Source organism: Buttiauxella cochleicola (genome assembly GCF_021282405.1).
GTDB lineage: Bacteria > Pseudomonadota > Gammaproteobacteria > Enterobacterales > Enterobacteriaceae > Buttiauxella > Buttiauxella massiliensis.
The window spans coordinates 98,625-114,157 of the sequence record NZ_JAJSOU010000011.1; the positions used below are offsets into that span (position 1 = coordinate 98,625).

General features: G+C 52.0%; 18 protein-coding genes. 5 read left to right on the forward strand and 13 right to left on the reverse strand.

What is annotated here, in order from left to right:
* The first annotated feature begins 159 nt into the window (after window positions 1–159).
* Window positions 160–1,098, forward strand: coding sequence for a LysR family transcriptional regulator (locus LVQ79_RS15685; protein WP_232865654.1), 939 nt, complete (start codon window positions 160–162; stop codon window positions 1,096–1,098).
* On the opposite strand, the gene mdcH is transcribed toward LVQ79_RS15685, so the two are convergent.
* The 8 genes from mdcH to mdcA form a co-directional block, all read right to left on the reverse strand.
* Window positions 1,082–1,990, reverse strand: coding sequence for a malonate decarboxylase subunit epsilon (gene mdcH, locus LVQ79_RS15690; protein ID WP_232865655.1), 909 nt, complete (start codon window positions 1,988–1,990; stop codon window positions 1,082–1,084). The genes LVQ79_RS15685 and mdcH overlap by 17 nt on opposite strands.
* 2 nt (window positions 1,991–1,992) lie before the next feature.
* Entirely contained in the window at window positions 1,993–2,610 is a 618-nt protein-coding gene (locus LVQ79_RS15695; RefSeq protein ID WP_232865704.1) for a malonate decarboxylase holo-ACP synthase, read from the reverse strand.
* A complete protein-coding gene (locus LVQ79_RS15700; RefSeq protein ID WP_154152092.1) occupies window positions 2,611–3,570 on the reverse strand; it encodes an AEC family transporter in 960 nt (319 codons plus the stop codon). It lies immediately after the preceding gene.
* Between the two features lie 138 nt (window positions 3,571–3,708).
* On the reverse strand, window positions 3,709–4,509 hold the full coding sequence (gene mdcE / locus LVQ79_RS15705) for a biotin-independent malonate decarboxylase subunit gamma (protein WP_120065607.1): 801 nt from the start codon (window positions 4,507–4,509) through the stop codon (window positions 3,709–3,711).
* The gene (locus LVQ79_RS15710; protein ID WP_232865656.1) at window positions 4,506–5,339 is read right to left on the reverse strand and encodes a biotin-independent malonate decarboxylase subunit beta; all 834 of its coding nucleotides are present in this window, start codon (window positions 5,337–5,339) and stop codon (window positions 4,506–4,508) included. Before LVQ79_RS15710 ends, mdcE begins: the two co-directional genes overlap by 4 nt.
* A complete protein-coding gene (mdcC, locus tag LVQ79_RS15715; RefSeq protein ID WP_232865657.1) occupies window positions 5,332–5,631 on the reverse strand; it encodes a malonate decarboxylase acyl carrier protein in 300 nt (99 codons plus the stop codon). The genes LVQ79_RS15710 and mdcC overlap by 8 nt, the downstream gene beginning before the upstream one ends.
* Window positions 5,632–5,640: 9 nt before the next feature.
* The gene (locus LVQ79_RS15720; RefSeq protein WP_232865658.1) at window positions 5,641–6,525 is read right to left on the reverse strand and encodes a triphosphoribosyl-dephospho-CoA synthase; all 885 of its coding nucleotides are present in this window, start codon (window positions 6,523–6,525) and stop codon (window positions 5,641–5,643) included.
* Complete coding sequence (gene mdcA / locus LVQ79_RS15725; RefSeq protein ID WP_232865659.1) at window positions 6,525–8,180, reverse strand: malonate decarboxylase subunit alpha; 1,656 nt, start codon at window positions 8,178–8,180, stop codon at window positions 6,525–6,527. The genes LVQ79_RS15720 and mdcA overlap by 1 nt, the downstream gene beginning before the upstream one ends.
* A 362-nt stretch (window positions 8,181–8,542) precedes the next feature.
* Here mdcA and LVQ79_RS15730 point away from each other — a divergent pair, with 362 nt between their 5' ends.
* Window positions 8,543–8,893 carry a type II toxin-antitoxin system RelE/ParE family toxin gene (locus LVQ79_RS15730; RefSeq protein ID WP_232865660.1) on the forward strand — a complete coding sequence of 117 codons (351 nt, stop codon included), beginning with the start codon at window positions 8,543–8,545 and terminating at the stop codon, window positions 8,891–8,893.
* Window position 8,894: 1 nt separating this feature from the next.
* Window positions 8,895–9,194, forward strand: a complete 300-nt coding sequence (locus tag LVQ79_RS15735; RefSeq protein WP_151994030.1) for a helix-turn-helix domain-containing protein — start codon at window positions 8,895–8,897, stop codon at window positions 9,192–9,194.
* A 56-nt stretch (window positions 9,195–9,250) separates the two neighbouring features.
* On the opposite strand, the gene LVQ79_RS15740 is transcribed toward LVQ79_RS15735, so the two are convergent.
* The 3 genes from LVQ79_RS15740 to pmbA form a co-directional block, all read right to left on the reverse strand.
* Window positions 9,251–9,835, reverse strand: coding sequence for a hypothetical protein (locus LVQ79_RS15740; protein WP_232865661.1), 585 nt, complete (start codon window positions 9,833–9,835; stop codon window positions 9,251–9,253).
* Window positions 9,836–9,903: 68 nt separating this feature from the next.
* Complete coding sequence (cybC, locus tag LVQ79_RS15745) at window positions 9,904–10,290, reverse strand: cytochrome b562 (RefSeq protein ID WP_034461367.1); 387 nt, start codon at window positions 10,288–10,290, stop codon at window positions 9,904–9,906.
* Window positions 10,291–10,343: 53 nt separating this feature from the next.
* Window positions 10,344–11,696 (reverse strand): metalloprotease PmbA, encoded by a 1,353-nt coding sequence (pmbA, locus tag LVQ79_RS15750; RefSeq protein WP_151994033.1) that lies wholly within the window; start codon window positions 11,694–11,696, stop codon window positions 10,344–10,346.
* Window positions 11,697–11,795: 99 nt separating this feature from the next.
* On the opposite strand from pmbA, the gene yjgA reads away from it, so the two are divergent.
* Window positions 11,796–12,347, forward strand: a complete 552-nt coding sequence (gene yjgA, locus LVQ79_RS15755; protein ID WP_064515802.1) for a ribosome biogenesis factor YjgA — start codon at window positions 11,796–11,798, stop codon at window positions 12,345–12,347.
* Window positions 12,348–12,393: 46 nt separating this feature from the next.
* On the opposite strand, the gene LVQ79_RS15760 is transcribed toward yjgA, so the two are convergent.
* Window positions 12,394–12,921 carry a GNAT family N-acetyltransferase gene (locus tag LVQ79_RS15760; RefSeq protein WP_232865662.1) on the reverse strand — a complete coding sequence of 176 codons (528 nt, stop codon included), beginning with the start codon at window positions 12,919–12,921 and terminating at the stop codon, window positions 12,394–12,396.
* Between the two features lie 58 nt (window positions 12,922–12,979).
* Entirely contained in the window at window positions 12,980–14,350 is a 1,371-nt protein-coding gene (gene mpl / locus LVQ79_RS15765; protein ID WP_232865663.1) for a UDP-N-acetylmuramate:L-alanyl-gamma-D-glutamyl-meso-diaminopimelate ligase, read from the reverse strand.
* A 174-nt stretch (window positions 14,351–14,524) separates the two neighbouring features.
* Between mpl and fbp the strand changes: the two genes are divergently transcribed.
* Window positions 14,525–15,523: a class 1 fructose-bisphosphatase gene (gene fbp, locus LVQ79_RS15770; protein WP_034492895.1), complete on the forward strand. Its 999-nt coding sequence runs from the start codon at window positions 14,525–14,527 to the stop codon at window positions 15,521–15,523.
* The last annotated feature ends 10 nt before the right edge of the window (window positions 15,524–15,533 follow it).

Sequence of the window (15,533 nt, forward strand, 5' to 3'; positions counted from 1 at the left end):
TTTAGATCTCAAAACCATATTCAAAAAAGGGCTTAAAACTGACTTTTCTTTACGGTTAGGGCGCAACTAACGGACCTGAAAAGATTTCATCCCGTGAAGCTCAAACGGTTTTAAGGTACTTTATGGCGAACTTACCAGGGCAGCAGATCCAGATAAACCATGAAAATAGACGCAGAAATCACCTTCCGAAAACTCGAAATATTCATGGTGTTTATGGAAAAGGGAAATATTGCCCGTACTGCTGAGGCGCTGGGGATCAGCGGCGTCAGCGTCCATCGTGCGCTTCACACGCTTGAAGAAGGCGTGCGCTGCCCGCTGTTCATCCATAAAGGCCGCAATCTGGTACCACTACCCGCGGCGTTAACCCTACTGGAATACAGTAAAGAAGCCGTAGCGTTAATGGCGCGTGGTATTGCAGAAACGCGCCAGGCGGCTGGTGTTGGTCAAGGTCGGTTACGCATCGGCACGCTCTATTCGCTGACTCTCGAAACCGTACCGCGCCTGATCATGGGAATGAAATTGCGCCGCCCTGAACTTGAGATGGATCTCACCATGGGTTCCAATCAGATGCTGTTAAACATGCTCGAAGATAGCGTGCTGGATGCAATTCTGATTTCGATTTCGGAAAGCGAAATCGACCGTAACCGCCTCGAAGTGCTGCCGTTATTTCAGGATGATATTTTCCTCGCCGCCTCCAGCACGTTCCCGCTCGATACCAGCAAACTTGCCGATCTTCGTGATTATCATAGTGAGAAGTTTGTTTCGTTAGCCGAAGGGTTTGCGACCTATAACGGGTTCCAGGAAGCGTTTCACATTGCAGGTTTTGAGCCTGAGATTGTGACGCGCGTAAACGATATTTTCTCGATGATCAGTCTGGTACAGGCAGGTGTGGGACTGGCATTAATGCCGGGGAGAATGAAGAAAGTGTATGAAAACTCAGTGCAACTGCTGAAGCTCGCCGAGCCTTATCAAATGCAGCAATCCATTGCGATTGTCTTTGCCCGCAATCGCGAACACGATCCAAACTTGCTGGCACTTGCGGCCGAAGGCCGCATGTACGCCCGTTCGTTTATTGATACGCCTAACGCGCTGCTTTAGCCCGTTCGGTGAGACGTTGAAGTACCCCAACGCTGTTGTTTTCCGCGCAGACCATTTCGCCTTCACGGAATGCCTGCCGCGTGAGTCCAGTCAGTACGCTGCCCGGCGGCATTTCAATCGCCAGACGCACATCGCGTTCGTTAGCGGCAATCATCGCATCACGCCAGCGCACGGTGCGCGACATGTTCAGTGCTAAATCTTCGGCAATCTGTTCTGGCTGCCAGGCCACGCGAGCAGTGCTGCCGCTAAGATACGTGCAATGCGGGCGATTCAGCGTTATATCGGCAAACGCCTGTTGCAGTTTTAGTGCAGGTTCAGCCAGTAATTCACAGTGCGATGGCACGCTAACCGCCAGCTGTTTGGCTTTCTGCGCGCCAGATGCCAGCGCTTTTTGCGCCACGGCAGCCATCTCTTCGTTACGTCCGGCAATCACGATTTGCTGCTCAGCGTTAATATTGGCGATGTATGTTCCGCTACCTTCCACCAGCCGCTCAACCTGGTTGAGTTGCAAGCCAGTAATGGCAGTTAAACCATAACCTTGCGGATACGCCTGCTCCATTAAATCGCCACGCAACGCCACTAAACGCAGCGCGTCTTCAAAACTTAACACCCCTGCCACCACCGCCGCCGGAAATGCGCCGATAGATAAACCACAGACCATATCCGGCTGCACGCCGTTGCGCTTGAGTTCTTCGGCGCAAGCCACGCCAGCAATCAGCAGGCAAAGTTGAACGGCGCGGGTATGTTTCAGGGCATCTTCGGTATCGAGTGTATCGGCTTCATCGCCTAACACGGTGCGAACACGCGCCATGATGTCACCATCTTGCGGTAACTTCTGCAACATACCTACACGTTGCGTTCCCTGTCCGGGGAAAGTGAAGAGAATTTTCATGCTTATCCCTTTATTGCCCACGGGTCGCTCACCAGCTGCGGCCCACTGCTTGTTTTCAGCAATACGCGCCCGTCGCGTAGCCATTCCGCCAGCGCAAAAGCGCCCTGCGGCGTTTCGATTTGCGTATCGGCGCGGCACAACAACTGGCCGATAACTTGCTGCCATTCCAGCAACGCTTCACGCGTAGCCCGTTCGGGGCAACGGATGATTAAGTCGAGATCGCTATCGGCATGAAGTACCGGAACTTCGGTCGCCAGCGCGTAGCCGACGCTGCCGGTAATGCCCCAGACCCAGGGCCATTCACGCAAAGCGAGTTGAATTGCCCCCTGAACAGGCGGCATAGAAACAAACGGGGATTTCACTAAGAGATCGCGGGAGGCCAGTGATTCCGGGGAAACGACGCGTTTAATCTTTGCGGCATTCACCCAACCGGCTGCCCGCTGGTCGCGGCGCATTCCACGAACACCGACCGGAATGCGCCCTTCACGATTCACATCACGCCGCACCACCACTGGAAGCGCGAACCGCCAATGGCTTGCCACCCACTCTTCACTCACACCTTCAAGCGCGTCGCTATCGGTTAACCAGAGCAGGTCGTGTGGGCGTGGTGTGTTCATGATTTACATTCCTGAAGTCAGAGAAATAAACAGCGGTAACGACAGGATAGAGAGCACGGAGCTAAGCAGCAAGACAGCTTCTGCATCCGGAGACTGCACGCCGAAACGGTTGCCGAACACCACGCCGAAGAAGCCCGCAGATAGCGCAATCATCAGGATCGCGGTGATAGCAACCGGCCCAGTCAGACCCAACGCCAGCACGATACCCCATGCGATGAACGGCTGAATCAGCAGTTTGGTCACGGTCGCGACACAAACCACGGTGTTGATTTTCAGCTTACGAGCCGAAAGGATCACACCGGTCAGGAACAGCGCCGCAGCGGTCGCAGACATACCCAATGGTTTGATAGATGACAGCAGCAGGTCAGGCATACGAATGCCAATCGCGGACAAAATCACACCCAGCAGCGGGCCCCAAACGATAGGTTTTTTCAGCGAACGCCACATCAGAACAGGCAGCATTGCGAGGGTTGAACCCACTGCTTCGCCAGCTGCACGCGCTTTTTCACGCTCCAGAATCATCAGGCAGAACGGTGTCATCAACACGGAACCACAGGCGATGGAAACCGCAACGGAAAGAGAGGTTGCAGAACCTTCGCCCAGAACGCTGCCCAGAATTGGCAGGCCAAGCGCCGCATAGTTTGGCAACGCAACGGTCAATGTCAGTACAGCCGCATCCTGCGGAGATTTTTTGAATACTTTGGTCGCCAGGAAATAAATCGCAGCGTAGGTAATCCACATCGCCAGAACCAACACGACACTCATCGGTGACTGTTTGACGATACCTGCCCACGGAGTCTGAACCGTTGCGCTAAACAGCGCGGCTGGCAGGGCGAAATCCATTACAAAGATATTGAGCAGGGAAACATTTTTATTATCGACCATCTTCGCTTTACCGGCGAAAAAGCCAAGCAGCATGATGACAAAAATGGGCGCAAGAGCATGAACAATTACGTAAGTCATAACTTCACCTGTAGTTAAAAAAAGAATTCCAGCACCGGTGCGATGGTTATTATTTTCAGGCGGTTATTTTTTATTGGGCACTCTAACGGTGCCCATTATTACCGTCTGGCAGGTCTGTCTTTTTAAACTCTATCGCGACTACCAGGCCGCGCGCATACGCTCGCGAACCAGCGCCGAACTGTGGCGATTTTTCGCATTCAGTCTGTTTTTCAGGGTGTTATCGGTTCGCGCTTCACGAACAGCCGTGACCAGTGCCGCATTTACTTTGTCCATATCGTCGCTTTGCGGTGCTTCTGGATTAGCAATTTCAAGCAATGCAGATAACAGACCCAGGGTTTCGTAGTTGCTGATGTCATAAGCCATCGGCGGGATGGTGGCGGCCAGCTTTTCCAGCGCTTCCACGGTACGCAGTGTGATACGCGCTGCGGACTCTTTACCCATCGCGTGGATCATCACGCCGGAATCGTTGAACGCAATCAGGCGGTTTGCCTGGTAGCCGTGTGCCAGAAACGCACCGGACATCGCTTTGCCAACAATCAGGCCCACAACCGGGTGGCCCGCCAGACGCGCATTGGCATAAGCCGCTGCCGCACCGGCCAGTGCCTGGTGGATACCGAACGCTTCTTCGCGGCGGCCATAAGCCTGGCTCGGAACGTCGATCACCGCCACGATGGCGCGTTTCTCTGATTTTTCAGCATCTTCGGCGATGGTTTCGCTAACCACTTTCGCCAGTGTCCAGCCTTCGAGCAGACCCACTTCCCCGCCTTTAGCGCGTGGATAATGGTTATTTTCGTCTGGCACGACCGCGATAAAACGGGCGGCTTTGCCATCAACGCTGCCATCGGCAACCTGAACGGAAGCGCACAGGCCAGCCATACGTGGTGCGTTAGCAGTGAGTTTGTCCAACCAAATGGCGGCGCGATTCAGTTTCTGGCTCATGCGCGTTTCTCCCCAAAAAGCTGTTTAATCTGTTCGGAATCAGCCTGTTTCGTAGTGTCGAAATTGCTCAGGCGTTCGAGATACCAGGCGTAGTTATCGGTGCGGTGCTGCGCCGGAACGCCTTGCGCGATAGCTGCGTTAACCGCTTCTTTAACTGCGTTAACGCCATCGCCCACCAGCGTTTCGACCAGGCCGCTCTCAAAGCGAACTTCGCCACCGGTCATGCTCCAGATAAACGGACGGTTACGTGAATCGTATTCGTCGATACCCGCTTCCTGTTCGATAACCTGCGGGCCATTCAGACCCAGACGCGCTTCGCGAGTCACGATTAAGTGGCTGCAAAGTGCGGCTGCGATAGACATCCCGCCAAAGCAACCAACTGTTCCTGCGACGACGCCAATAACTGGCGTGTAACGGCGCAAATCTACGATCGCTGCGTGAATATCAGCGATTGCTGCCAGGCCAAGGTTTGCTTCCTGTAAGCGCACGCCGCCGGTTTCGAGACACAAAACGGCCTGAGTTGGGATGCCGTTACGATTATCTTCCGCTGCCAGTTCAAGGGCTGCGGCCATTTTCGCGCCGGACACTTCGCCCATGCTACCGCCCTGGAAAGCGCCTTCAATAGCGATCACCACTGCCGGACCGCCGTTGATGGTGCCTTTGGCAACAACCATACCGTCGTCGGACTGCACCACGATGCCCTGCGCTTCCAACCACGGAGAAACGATGCCTTCGAATGGGTCAAGCAGTTCGCGGAAGCTGCCGTCATCAAGCAGCAAACGCGCACGTTCACGCGCTTTGAGTTCGATAAAGCTGCTGTCGTTACGCATGGCTCACCCCTTCAAATACTTGTTCGATACGAATGCGTGCCACGCCTGGCGTCGCGCCAAAATCGTGGATCTGCATCTGCCCCGCAGGAATGCTGGTCAGTTCGCCCAGACGGGAAAACAGTGCCTGCCAGCGTTGCTCGCTGTTATCTACAGACGTGGTAATGGCGATGGTCAGGGTATCGCCCTGAGTCGCGGTAAACAGAACTTCCATATCACCGGAGCCAACTACACCCGCCAGCGCTTTGCCGCTAACGGTGCGAGTTGCCGGAAAAGACAACGTAATGTGTTCCATAACACCCTCTTAAAAGTGTGAATGTTGCGGTAATGGGGTAATCGTCGCGTTATCGCAGGCGATGCGGTCAATCAGCAGCGTGGCGGCCAGCAAATCTGCGGCCCCACCCGGTGAGGCATTGAGTGCCAGCATCTCTTTATCGAGCCAGGCGAGCGCCGCGCGGCCTTGAGATGTTGCCGAACCACCAGCAACCAGTACGCTACGCGCGCCGTTTTGCATGGTTTCCAACCCTTCAAGCCCGGCGCGAGACAACACGCAGGTATCGCTAAGCGAGGTCATAATGGCCATCAGTGCATCAAGCCGCGCCTGCGGTTCCGTTGCTCCGTTCTGGCGACTGCGACGCAGTTGCGGCAGAGCCAGTTGCATGATGTGCGGGAAGCCAAGTTGCGCCTCTTCGCGAGCGCCGGGAACCTGATAACGCCGTGTTGCGAGTAGCCCCTTACTGAAAACTTTTGGTGCTGAACTGTCTGACAGGCTGGCAAGTTTTGCGGCACTTGCCGCAATTTCTTCACTGCTGCCTTCAAGGCCGTGCATCGCGGCGGCAGAGACCAACAAACCGAGCGCCCAGATAGCGCCCCGGTGAGTATTCACTCCGCCTGTAGCCATCATCATCTGCGCCTCACCTTCACGACCTAAGCGGCCGACGAGTTGGCGCAGAGCGATATCTGCCGGGCGCTGCCAGCTTTGCAATGCCAGCGCATGAAACGTCGGGGAAAGGCTGTGCGCAGAGCGCTCCATCAATTCCAACGTCAGGTCGTGATGTGCACCACTTCCCCGACTGTCCACAAGACCAGGTTTCGGGCTTAAGCGTGCTTCTGTGATCAAGCTTTGGGTGGCAACCCTTGCAAGCCATGCAGCGCTGCCTTCACTCCCAATCTGTGGCTGTAGTTTCATTACCAGCTCCGGAATTTCGCAGGTGGGTTATACAGACCGTCAGACCATTCGACTAAGTCCGCCACGCTGCTGGCTGCCAGCAGTGAACGGGTCGCATCGGTGCGACGAATGCCCATATCTTCCGGGAAGACCACTTTGCCGCTTTGGCGCAGTGCGGCAACGCGTTTCGCATCCACGCCCAGACCGATATCGGTAATACCCGCAACGGATGCCACCATCGCGCGGCGTTCTTCCATGCTTTCAGCACGATACAGATACGCGATGCCTTCTTCGGTGAGCACGTGAGTCACGTCGTCGCCGTAAATCATTACCGGAGCCAGCGGCATACCGGAGGATTTAGCCACGTCCACCGCATCGAGTTTTTCCACGAACGTTGGCTTAACACCAGCCTGGAAGGTTTCGACCATCTGAACTACGAGCTTACGGCCGCGCTGCATCAGGTCTGGTTGAGCCTGCATCGCAAGCCAGGCAGCCGTTGCATGGCGACGACCATGTGGGTCATGGCCCATGTTTGGCGCACCGCCAAAACCAGAAAGACGACCGCGAGTCACCGTAGAGGAGTTGGCGTAGCCATCAACCTGTAACGTGGAACCGATAAACATATCGACCGCGTACTGGCCTGCTAACTGGCAGAACGCACGGTTGGAGCGCATGGAACCGTCGGCACCGGTAAAGAACACGTCCGGACGAGCACGCACGTACTCTTCCATACCCAGTTCGCCACCGAAGCAGTGAACAGTTTCAACCCAACCGCTTTCGATAGCAGGGATAAGCGTTGGGTGCGGGTTTAGCGTCCAGTGTTTACAGATTTTGCCTTTCAGACCGAGCTGTTCGCCGTAGGTTGGCAGCAGCAGTTCAATGGCGGCAGTGTTAAAGCCGATACCGTGGTTGAGCGATTGAACCTGATGTTCTGCATAGATGCCTTTAATCGCCATCATCGCCATCAGAATGTGTTCTTGCTTGATAAGACGCGGGTCGCGGGTAAACAGCGGTTCGATAAAGAACGGTTTGTCAGCCACAACCACGTAGTCAATCCACGAGCCGGGAATATCCACGCGCGGCAGGTCGCATTCGTCATCAACCAGTTCGTTAACCTGAGCGATAACAATACCGTCGTGGAATGCAGCAGCTTCGACCAGTGCTGGCGTGTCCTCGGTGCTGGCGCCGGTATACAAGTTACCTTTGCGGTCAGCTTTAAAACCGGCAATCAGTGCCACGTTTGGTGCGAGATCCACATACAAACGGGAATAGAGTTCGATGTAGGTATGAATGGCACCAATCTCTAACTGACCATCTTCGAGCAGCTGCGAAATACGCAGGCTCTGGGTGCCAGAGAAGGAGAAATCGAGCTTGCGGGCGATACCTTTTTCAAAAATATCAAGGTGTTCGCTACGCCCGACGCTCGGCATAATCATATGCAGGTCGTGAACTTTGGATGGGCTAACTTCAGCCAACATGCGGGAAAGGAAATCCGCCTGTTTTTGGTTATTGCCTTCAAGCACCACGCGATCGCCGGGAGCGATCAGTTTTTCCAGCATATCAACAAGGTCTTCGGTTGGAAGCACCTTGCCCTGCACGTTGGTGGAAGCCATACGACGCAGTTTCTCAGTGCGGCGTGTGTTCCACTGGCGTGCTGGCTTTTGGAAAGCCGTCATTTTAACCTCCTGATTCAGCCAATCATTCTGATTTGCTTTAGCTTGGTTAAATTGTGCGCCTCACTGGTTAGACCATCAATTAAGCTCGGGGAACAATCATTAGCCTTAGAGTAATAATGGACTTTTGGTTTTGTGATCGGGGTGGAAGGCGAGCATTGAATTGATGGGCTAGCGACTTACCTAAAAATCCAACTTACGAGAAAGGCCGCATCGTGAAGCTGTGAAAATAGGATGCTGGCAGCTAGTTTGTAGAATGCGCTCGATTCTTCACGAGAAAAGCGCAATTTTCATTTCGCTTTCTTTTAAGTTCATAGCTAAAAGGCTATGATTGAACAATAGCCTTCTGGCTATGGGATAAAGTGATGTGGAACGTTCTGACAACGGAAGTTTTTGATCAATGGTTTTTAGCGCAAAACGAAATGCTCAGAGAAGATGTCCTTGCGATGATGGGGGTCCTTGAAGAGTTTGGTCCGCATTTGGGTCGGCCGTATGTCGATACCTTAAAAGGCAGCGTATTTCCCAACATGAAAGAACTTCGTATTCAGCATGCCGGAAACCCGATACGTGCCTTTTTCGCTTTTGATCCACAACGCCAGGCCATCATTTTATGTGCTGGTGATAAAACCGGGAAAAACGGGCAGCAATTTTATCGCAGTATGATTCTGCGGGCTGAATCAGAGTATCGTAATCACTTGGCAAAACTGGAGAGGTAATATGTCTACTTACAAAGAGTTGCTGTCACAACAAAGCCCTGAAAGCCAACAGCGTATTGCTAAAAAAATCGAAGTTTTACGCCAGGAATTAATACTCAGCCAGTTGCGTGAAGAGCTCAATATTTCACAGACTGAATTGGCCCGAACCATTGGTGTATCACAACCAACGCTCGCAAAAATTGAGAAAACCGGCAATGACCCACGGTTATCAACTCTTAAACGTTATGTGACAGCGCTGGGTGGGGAACTGAGTATTGATATCACTCTCCCTAACGGAAAGCGGGTGGCGTTTCACCTTTGACTGAAAAAACTCTCCTCTTCCCACGATGCAGAAAGAGGAGTTTAAAGCATCAGCTATTATGATTTAGCCGGGTGGGCAGTGATTTTGATTGAGTCGGTGTAAGTCACGCGCACGCTTTGGTTCACTTTCAGATCTTTCAATTTTGCCTGAACTTTAGGGTCTTCAACGGTTACCGTTTTTTCCTGACCTTTTGGTCCGACAAATGTGATTTCATTCTTTTTCAGATCGATGTGTTTAATTTTCAGCTGAACGTTAACCTGGCGGAAGGCTTCGTGCTCAGGTGAACCACTGGTCGCTTTTTCCATCCCTTTGGTGGTTGAAGCCGTAGGTGCGGCTTTATCAACGTTGGTATCAAAAGCAATAGCAACGGAACGCGTTACGGTAGTATCAACGGTATCGCCCGCTTTGATATTCGCCAGCGTGCCGGCTTCTTCTGGAACGTTGAGAGAGACTTTATTCCCTGCTTCCCCTTCCAGCACCACAACATGATTTTTTTGATCAACAGAAACAACTTTCGCGGAAAAATGATCGGCCTGGAAATCACCTGCTACAGGCAGGACGGTTGCATTAGCGGACATGATACTGAATGCCAGTAGGGAAACAGTAGCAGCACCTTTAATGAAGGTTTGAATCGGTTTCATAAATCAGATGTCCTTATAAGATAAACAGATATGTTCCGGCCCCTTAGGGGTTAGGGGCCAGTATGAGCTTAGCGGTATTTTTTATGGTAGGCATTGCGAGTGGTTTTAAATTCTTCTGCTGCTGCCTGCGCTTCTTTTACTTTGCCTTCGTTGGCAAGTTTCAGCGCACCGTCAATCTGTCCAACCAGTAAATCCAAACCGTGGCGATAATCCTTCATCTCGGCACTATCTGCCGCTTTGTTCTCGAGTTTTGGTGGTGTGCCCTTTTGCGCATCCAGCGCTGCGGTTCGCATGTTGTTTAGCGAGGTTTTTAACTCTGCCGCGTTATCGGTCTTCAACACGGTTTTGTAGTTTTCAGCGATGGTATCCATATCATCGCCAACATCTTTCGCCATTACAGCGCCAGTAAATAACACGGACGATACTGCCAACATTGCAATTAATTGCTTACGCATTGACTCACCTTTTTTATTAGAAAGGCGCGGCAGGACGCGCCTGTTACGGTTAACTACTGACCGGCGATTTTCATCTCCGGCAGTAACACTGAACCACATTGAATATTACTGCGCTTCTCAATATCACTACCAATTGTGACCATTTCACGCCACATATCTTTCAAGTTTCCAGCGATAGTAATTTCGCTCACTGGATATTGAATTTCACCGTTTTCGACCCAGAAACCGGACGCGCCGCGAGAGTAGTCGCCAGTAATGCCGCTTACGCCCTGACCCATCAGCTCGGTCACCACCAGGCCGGTGCCCATCTCTTTAAGCATACCCGCGAAATCCAGACCTCGCCCTTCGATACGCCAGTTGTGGATACCACCCGCATGACCGGTGCTTTTCAGACCCAGTTTGCGCGCGGAATAGTTGGTCAACAGCCACTGTTGCAGGACACCGTCTTTGATAATGTCGCGGCGTTCTGTGCGAACCCCTTCGCTATCAAATGGTGTAGATGCCAGGCCTTTGAGCAAATGTGGATGCTCTTCAATGGTCAGCCATTCCGGCAGGATTTGTTTGCCGAGAGAATCCAGCAGGAATGTGGATTTACGGTAAACCGAACCACCCGCAATCGCGCCAACTAGGTGACCGAACAGGCCAGTCGCCGCTTCAGCGGCAAAAATAACCGGCGCTTTCATGGTAGACAGTTTGCGAGGAGACAGGCGCGCAAGCGTACGGCGAGCACATTCGATACCCACTGATTCAGGGCTGTCGAGATCTTCCATCGCGCGGCCAATGGTGTAGGCGTAATCACGCTCCATCTCACCGTTAACTTCTGCGATAACACAGCTGGAAAGCGAATGGCGCGTTGAACAGTAGCTTTGCAGCATACCGTTGCTGTTACCGAATACTTTAATGCCGTAGTGGCTGTTAAAACTGCCGCCTTCAGTATTATTGATGCGCTTATCGACGTTCAATGACGCATTTTCAGCGCGAGCAGCCAGTTCAATCGCGCGGTCAGCGTCCATTTCCGTTGGGTGGAAAAGGTCCAGGTCTGGCGCTTCATAAGCCAGTAACTCTTTATCTGCCACACCCGCAAACGGGTCTGGTGAGGTGTAACGGGCGATATCCAGCGCCGCCTGTACGGTGCGCGCAACGGCGTCCGGGCTAAGGTCTGTTGTGGATGCGCTACCTTTACGGTTTTGATGATAAACGGTGATGCCTAACGCACCATCGCTGTTAAATTCGACGTTTTCCACCTCACCGTATCGGGTACTTACGCTGATACCAGTGGTTTTACTGACGGCAACTTCTGCTCCATCGGACTGAGCGGAAGCCAGTTCCAGCGCCTGAGATACCGCTTGTTCCAGAACCTGACGTTGTTGTGCTACTTGCGTGTTTACTTTCATCGCTACTGCCATAATGTAAGGTGAGTGAATTAAGTCTAACCCAGAACAGAACAATTTCGCAGTGAACAGGCTTTACTGGTAGAATTAGCCACTTTTTTTAAGGAGCCTAATATGACTAAGCAGCCCGATGACTGGCTCGACGACGTACCAGATAACGAAAATGAAGACGAAGATGATGAGATTATCTGGGTCAGTAAAAGCGAAATTAAACGTGATGCCGAGGAGTTAAAACGCCTGGGTATGGAACTGATGGAGTTGGGCAAAAATGCGCTCGACAAAATCCCTCTTGATGAAGATTTGCGTGCCGCTATTGATTTGGCTCAGAAAATCAAAAAAGAAGGCCGTCGCCGTCAGGTTCAGTTAATTGGCAAAATGATGCGTTCGCGCGACATGGACCCTATCCGCGTAGCACTCGATAAACTGAAAAACCGTCACAACCAACAAGTCGCACTGTTCCATAAACTGGAAGCACTGCGCGATCGTTTGGTTGAGGAAGGCGATGATGCAATGAGTGAAGTGTTAAGACTTTACCCAGAAGCTGACCGCCAGCAATTACGTGTACTGATTCGTAACGCACAAAAAGAAAAGGCCGCAAATAAGCCGCCAAAATCTTATCGCCAGATTTTCTCATATCTGCGCGAACTGGCTGAAACCCAGGCCTAAAAAAATGCCCGCAAATTTGCGGGCATTTTTATTAGTGCCTGGCATATTATTCCCGCCCCATTACCACACTGGATAAATCCGTATTAAATCGCTGATATTGATCGCTGCTTATCGCATGCGGGTAGCTCAAAACAATCAGCTCATGATCTGATATATCAATGTGGTAAGTCGGATGATAATGATTAAATCCATTCTCATGGAAGCCGAGCTTTTGATAAAAGCGCAGGCGTTTCTGGGCAATATCAGTCGTTAACGGATCGATCTCCAGAATGGTCAGCGGCTGCATTTGCAGAAACTGGCTCAACATTCTTTTGCCATATCCTTGTGCCCGTAATTCCCCGTTTACCGCCAGATGCTCAATGTAGGTGTAATCACCAAAACTCCATGACGCAATCATGCCAATAAACTGCTCACCATCAAACCAGGCTTGCAAAGTGTAGTTTGGACTACTGAGCGCACTCACCTTAGCTTCGGGTTCACGTTTCTCATGCCATGGAAAAGCGCTTTCATATAACGCATCCACGGGCGAAAACCACGGAGCATCAGGAGAGGTAATACGTTTAACTGTGAGCATATTGGTAGGCCAGGAAATGCCAGCCCGATGGCCGAGCTGGCATGTTAGGGGAGTACGATTACTGGTTTTCTGATTTTTTAGCCAGTGCATCCAGCAGCTTCTGGTGAATACCACCGAAACCACCGTTGCTCATCACCAGAATATGGTCGCCAGGTTGAGCCGTTTTCACCACCATATCCGCCAAAGTGTCGACATCCGCACTCCAGTGAGCAGGCTGAATACAGGCTTCTGCCACTTCAACCACTTGCCATGGAATATGCGGAGGCTGAAGTAAGAAGACTTCGTCAGCACGACCTAAAGAAGGTGCCAGATCATCTTTGCTCAGGCCCATTTTCATGGTGTTAGAGCGTGGCTCAAGCACCGCGAGAATACGTGCGGTGCCGCCAACTTTGCTACGCAACGCCGAAAGTGTTGCCAGAATCGCCGTAGGATGGTGAGCAAAGTCGTCATATACCGTCACGCCATGCGCTTCACCACGTAATTCAAGGCGACGACGGGCATTGATGAAGCTATCCAGGGCTTTCGCAGCATCTGCCGGGGTAACACCCACATGGCGTGCCGCGGCAATCGCCATCAGCCCGTTATGCATGTTGTGTTCACCAACTAGCTGCCAGTGAACTTCACCGACACGCTCGCCATCCAGGTACACTTCCCAGTTGGATGCATCAGGATTAAGCTTCTTCGCCTGCCAGTGGCCTTGCTCGCCCACCAGCTCTTGCTCGCTCCAGCAACCCATTGCCAGCGTCTGCTTAATGTTGGTGTCGTTCTCAGGCCAGATGATTTTCCCCTGCCCCGGCACAATACGCACCAGATGGTGGAACTGTTTCTGAATCGCTTTCAGATCGTCAAAGATGTCGGCGTGATCAAACTCAAGGTTATTGAGGATCAACGTACGCGGGCAGTAATGCACGAATTTGGAACGCTTATCGAAGAACGCACAGTCGTATTCGTCAGCTTCAATCACAAAGAATGGGCTATCGCCCAAGCGTGCAGAAACATCGAAATTACCCGGTACGCCGCCGATCACAAAGCCAGGCTTGTAGCCACAGGCTTCCAGAATCCACGTTGCCATACCTGCGGTGGTAGTTTTACCGTGAGTCCCCGCCACAGCCAGCACCCAACGGTCGCGCAGCACAAAATCGTGCAGCCACTGTGGGCCAGACATGTAAGGAATACTTTTCTCAAGCACCGCTTCAACGCACGGATTTCCACGCGTCATTGCGTTGCCGATGATCACCAGATCCGGCTGTGGGTCGAGTTGGCTTGGGTCGTAACCTTGAATTAATTCAATACCCTGCTCTTCAAGCAGAGTGCTCATTGGAGGGTACACATTGGCATCCGAGCCCGTAACCTGATGGCCGAGTGAACGAGCCAGCATAGCAAGGCCGCCCATGAACGTGCCGCAAATACCCAAAATATGAATACGCATAAAACTATCCTTTTATTATTTGGCGCACATTCTAACCGTATGTTGGATGCTGGCAAATCGCATTTAAGTTAATTCCGTATTTTGCTGGCGCGATTCACCTGTACGCTACTATTTGAATCTTTGTTAGGATTGTTGCAGTCGTTTCATTTAATTAACAGAAGCAGGGAAAGTGTTATGAAAACGTTAGGTGAATTTATTGTCGAAAAGCAGCACGAGTTCTCGCACGCAACCGGTGAACTGACTGCCTTGTTGTCGGCAATAAAGCTCGGCGCAAAAATCATCCACCGTGATATCAACAAAGCAGGTCTGGTTGATATTCTGGGTGCCAGCGGAGCTGAAAACGTTCAGGGCGAAGTGCAGCAAAAACTTGACCTGTTCGCAAACGAAAAACTGAAAGCAGCACTGAAAGCCCGAGGGATTGTGGCCGGTGTGGCTTCCGAAGAAGAAGATGACATCGTTGTTTTCGAAGGCGCGGAACATGCCAAGTATGTTGTACTGATGGACCCACTTGATGGTTCATCAAACATCGACGTGAACGTATCAGTTGGTACCATTTTCTCCATCTATCGCCGTATTACACCGGTAGGCACTCCTGTCACCGAAGCCGATTTCCTCCAGCCCGGCAACCGTCAGGTCGCGGCGGGTTATGTGGTTTACGGCTCTTCAACCATGCTGGTTTATACCACCGGTTGTGGCGTTCATGCCTTCACCTACGATCCTTCCCTTGGCGTGTTCTGCCTGTGCCAGGAGCGTATGCGCTTCCCGGAAATTGGCAGCACCTATTCCATCAACGAAGGGAACTACATCCGTTTCCCGCAGGGTGTGAAAAAGTACATTAAGTTCTGCCAGGAAGAAGATTCCAACACCCAGCGCCCGTACACCTCACGTTATATCGGTTCTCTGGTTGCCGACTTCCACCGCAATCTGCTGAAAGGTGGGATTTATCTCTACCCAAGCACCGCAAGCCACCCACAAGGGAAGCTGCGTTTGCTGTATGAAGGCAACCCGATGGCGTTCCTTGCAGAACAGGCTGGCGGTAAAGCGAGTGATGGCAAAGAACGTATTCTGGATATCATCCCGGAAACCCTGCACCAGCGCCGTCCGTTCTTCGTTGGGAACGAACATATGGTCGATGATGTAGAACGCTTTATCCGTGAGTATCCGGACGCATAAGTTTTGCCCT

What these genes read in the sequence shown, in the direction of transcription:
- mdcH (WP_232865655.1), bottom strand. Translation starts at nt 1,990, where the DNA reads ATGAAAATTCTCTTCACTTTCCCCGGACAGGGAACGCAACGTGTAGGT.
- LVQ79_RS15730 (WP_232865660.1), top strand. Translation starts at nt 8,543, where the DNA reads ATGTGGAACGTTCTGACAACGGAAGTTTTTGATCAATGGTTTTTAGCG.
- LVQ79_RS15735 (WP_151994030.1), top strand. Translation starts at nt 8,895, where the DNA reads ATGTCTACTTACAAAGAGTTGCTGTCACAACAAAGCCCTGAAAGCCAA.
- LVQ79_RS15700 (WP_154152092.1), bottom strand. Translation starts at nt 3,570, where the DNA reads ATGACTTACGTAATTGTTCATGCTCTTGCGCCCATTTTTGTCATCATG.
- LVQ79_RS15685 (WP_232865654.1), top strand. Translation starts at nt 160, where the DNA reads ATGAAAATAGACGCAGAAATCACCTTCCGAAAACTCGAAATATTCATG.
- mdcC (WP_232865657.1), bottom strand. Translation starts at nt 5,631, where the DNA reads ATGGAACACATTACGTTGTCTTTTCCGGCAACTCGCACCGTTAGCGGC.
- cybC (WP_034461367.1), bottom strand. Translation starts at nt 10,290, where the DNA reads ATGCGTAAGCAATTAATTGCAATGTTGGCAGTATCGTCCGTGTTATTT.
- mdcA (WP_232865659.1), bottom strand. Translation starts at nt 8,180, where the DNA reads ATGACGGCTTTCCAAAAGCCAGCACGCCAGTGGAACACACGCCGCACT.
- pmbA (WP_151994033.1), bottom strand. Translation starts at nt 11,696, where the DNA reads ATGGCAGTAGCGATGAAAGTAAACACGCAAGTAGCACAACAACGTCAG.
- LVQ79_RS15740 (WP_232865661.1), bottom strand. Translation starts at nt 9,835, where the DNA reads ATGAAACCGATTCAAACCTTCATTAAAGGTGCTGCTACTGTTTCCCTA.
- mpl (WP_232865663.1), bottom strand. Translation starts at nt 14,350, where the DNA reads ATGCGTATTCATATTTTGGGTATTTGCGGCACGTTCATGGGCGGCCTT.
- LVQ79_RS15710 (WP_232865656.1), bottom strand. Translation starts at nt 5,339, where the DNA reads ATGCGTAACGACAGCAGCTTTATCGAACTCAAAGCGCGTGAACGTGCG.
- LVQ79_RS15760 (WP_232865662.1), bottom strand. Translation starts at nt 12,921, where the DNA reads ATGCTCACAGTTAAACGTATTACCTCTCCTGATGCTCCGTGGTTTTCG.
- LVQ79_RS15720 (WP_232865658.1), bottom strand. Translation starts at nt 6,525, where the DNA reads ATGAAACTACAGCCACAGATTGGGAGTGAAGGCAGCGCTGCATGGCTT.
- yjgA (WP_064515802.1), top strand. Translation starts at nt 11,796, where the DNA reads ATGACTAAGCAGCCCGATGACTGGCTCGACGACGTACCAGATAACGAA.
- fbp (WP_034492895.1), top strand. Translation starts at nt 14,525, where the DNA reads ATGAAAACGTTAGGTGAATTTATTGTCGAAAAGCAGCACGAGTTCTCG.
- mdcE (WP_120065607.1), bottom strand. Translation starts at nt 4,509, where the DNA reads ATGAGCCAGAAACTGAATCGCGCCGCCATTTGGTTGGACAAACTCACT.